Raw genomic sequence first — 3,403 nt, 5'->3', positions numbered from 1 at the left:
TGCTGGTCGATGCCATCAATGCCCTTGATGATTACGCCGATGGCAGCACAACCACTGCGCCAGATCTTGCCACTTATCACACTGTGGGTTTTGATGAGCTAAATTCTACCGAACTAGAATGGGTTAACCAGATTCTTGCTACTGATAATACTTTACTTTCGTTGGATGCAATACAAAACGTTATAAGTGCCGTTAACCGACTTACGGATTACAGTCTTGGCACGAGTACTATAGCGCCTACAATAAGCGACTACAATGACACCGCCTTTACTGGTGTCGGTGTTAGTACCTTAGATTTCATCAATAGTAAATTGTGGCAATTCGGGGGGGGCGAGTATCTTCCTAACTCATTTATTAAAGCTTCAAATGCTACCAATGAGGACTATTTTGGGCGTAGAGTTGAACTTTCAGATGACGGCCTAACTATGGTAGTCGCTGCGGCTTATGATAATGCAACGACGAGTAAACTTTATGTCTATCGCCGTATAAACGGGAATTGGCAAGAAGTCACGATTTTGCAAGATGGCTCATTAGCCGCGGATTACACTTATGGCGTTGCGCTATCTGCGGATGGTCGTCGAGTCGTCACTGCATCATATGACATGATTAAAACCTATGAGGTTGACGTGTCTAGCGATCAGCCGGATTGGTTTAATTGGTCGTTGGTGGGAACCCAAGCGCATACCATCTCGGATAAACTCTTATCTGCAAATTTAAGTGGGGATGGCAATACTTTGGTGCTAGGTGAGTATCGGTATGGTTCGTTTGATGGACGTATTGTTATCTATCAATATAACGGTAGTGGTTGGACAGAAAGAAACCAATTTATCGGTACAGGTCGGATGGGGGGAATCAACAAAGTCGCCCTTTCTTATGATGGTAAAACTATCGTCGCAGGTGAGCCTAAAGATAGTCATATTGATGTTTTTACTCGTGATGCAAGTGGCAGTAACTGGATACTCACACAGAGTAACCTAAACGCAGGTCGAGGTGGAAATGAAGGGTTCAGTGTTAGTTTAAATAGTGATGGTACACGCTTAGCGGCGGGCTCAAGAACAGCCGTAGACATCTATGATTATGATGGCAGTCAGTGGAATTATATTCAGACATTACTCTCAAATAATGCATTATTTGATGCTTTTGGTTCTGGGGTTAACTTATCAGGAGATGGAGATGAACTGGTGGTAGCTTCATGGCTAGCCCCAAATCTCTATAAATATGATTTGTCTGATCTTAATGCGGCTAATTGGGAGACGACTGTAATAACATATGATTTGGAATTTGACTCTAGCTATGGAACATCTCGGCTCGTAGAGTCAGGATTAGATTTTAAGAATAATACTATAGTGCTAGGCAATCCTTACAACTCGACAAATCTTCAAAGCATTGTGGCTAACAATTCTGGTAATGATGGCAGCGATGGTTTACCTATATTTGGGAGTGGGGATATTAGCTCCGATGGTTCAATCGCTAGTGATTTTGTGACTGGTGACGTATCTCTAACTAATTCTGGTGCTGTCTATGTTTTGTCATCCTCAGGGTTAAGCTCTGATAGAGTTCAAGCAGCCATCGATGGATCGAATGTGGTTTTAGCTTGGGCAGCAGGCGGTAGCACCGAGCCAACAGTCACGGATTATTTAAATGCGTCTATTGATAATGTGACGGTCGATAATCTTTCAGACATCAACTCTCAACTTCAAAGCCTTGCTCACACCGAGATGGTGAATGTGCAACCGATGGTTGATAGCATCAATGTCATTCAAGCTTATGCGGTGGACAATACGCAAACTGCGCCAAGCTTAACTGACTACGTGGCAGCTGGTATATCGGGCGTTAGCGCGACAAATCTAAGTGATGTGAACGGACAAGTAGACACTCACTCACTCACACAAATGGCTAGTGTGCAAACCATGGTGGATAGCTTCAATATTATTCAAAGTTATGCTGCGGATAATACTCAAACCGCACCAACAGTTACCAACTATGCCGACATTGGTGTTATCGGTGTCGATACCAATAACCTCAGTGAAATCAACGAGCAAGCAGATAGCCAGTCGTTGACCTCAGTGGCAGGTATTCAAACTGTGGTTGATAGCTTAGTGGTTATTCAAAGCTATGCAGCGGATAATACCCAAACCACGCCAACAGTCACCAGCTATGCTGACATTGGTGTTACGGGTGTGGACGCCAATAGCCTCAGTGAAGTAAACGGTCAGGTGGACAGTCAATCGTTGACCACGGTGGCTGCGATTCAAGCTCTAACCGATAGCGTTAATGTGATTCAAAGTTATGCAGCTGATAATACGCAGCCAGCACCATCAGTAAGTGATTATGCCGACTTTGGCGTCACGGGTGTTGATGCCAACAATTTAGCCGAAATTAACTGGCAAGTGGACAGTCAATCGTTGACTACCGTGGCGAGTATTCAAACTGTGGTTGATAGCTTAGCGATTATTCAAAGCTATGCTGCGGATAATACCCAAACCGCGCCTACAGTGACCAACTATGCCGATATTGGTGTGACTGGTGTCGATGCCAATAATTTGAGTGAAGTGAATAGTCAGGTAGACGGCCAATCGTTGACTACCGTAGCTGCGATTCAGACTCTAACTAATAGCGTCAACGTGATTCAAAACTACGCGGCTGATAATACGCAACCAGCACCTTCGGCAACTGATTATGCGATGGTGGGTGTTACGGGTGTGGACGCCAATAGCCTCAGTGAAGTAAACGGTCAGGTGGACAGTCAATCGCTGACCACGGTGGCAGCGATTCAAGCTCTAACTAATAGCGTCAATGTGATTCAAAGTTACGCGTTGGATAATACGCAATCAGCACCTTCGGCAACTCATTATGCAATGGTGGGTATTTCCGGTGTGGATGCTAACAATCTTAATGCAGTGAATGGACAGGTAGACAGTCAATCGTTGACCACGGTGGCAGAGATTCAAGCTCTAACCGATAGCGTCAATGTGATTCAAAGTTACGCGTTGGATAATACGCAACCTGCACCATCGGTGAGTGATTATGCTGACTTTGGCGTCACGGGTATTGATGCCAACAATTTAGCGGAAATTAATGCACAAGTTGACAGCCAGTCACTAACAAGCGTTGCCTCGATACAAACACTTATCGATAGCCTAACAGTGGTCCAAAACTACGCAGTAGATAATACCCAAACTGTACCAACAGTAACTGATTATGCGCTAGTGGGCGTTACCGGTGTTACTGTCAATAACCTCAGTGAAGTGAATGGTCAGGTGGATAGCCAATCGTTGACCACGGTGGCTGCGATCCAGATTCTAACCGATAGCGTTAATGTGATTCAAAGCTACGCGTTGGATAATACGCAACCAGCACCTTCGGCAACTGATTATGCGATGGTGGGTGTTACGGGTGTGGA

General features: G+C 44.8%; 1 protein-coding gene. It reads left to right on the top strand.

Going from position 1 to position 3,403, the window contains the following annotated elements; translation table 11 throughout:
- The coding region (locus F8B77_RS17590; RefSeq protein ID WP_167512858.1) for a hypothetical protein at positions 1 to 3,403 on the top strand (3,403 nt) is incomplete at both ends.

The sequence above is a fragment of the Aliivibrio finisterrensis genome (assembly GCF_008933155.1).
Taxonomy (GTDB): domain Bacteria; phylum Pseudomonadota; class Gammaproteobacteria; order Enterobacterales; family Vibrionaceae; genus Aliivibrio; species Aliivibrio finisterrensis.
This window is presented reverse-complemented; position numbering and strand designations above follow the sequence as displayed.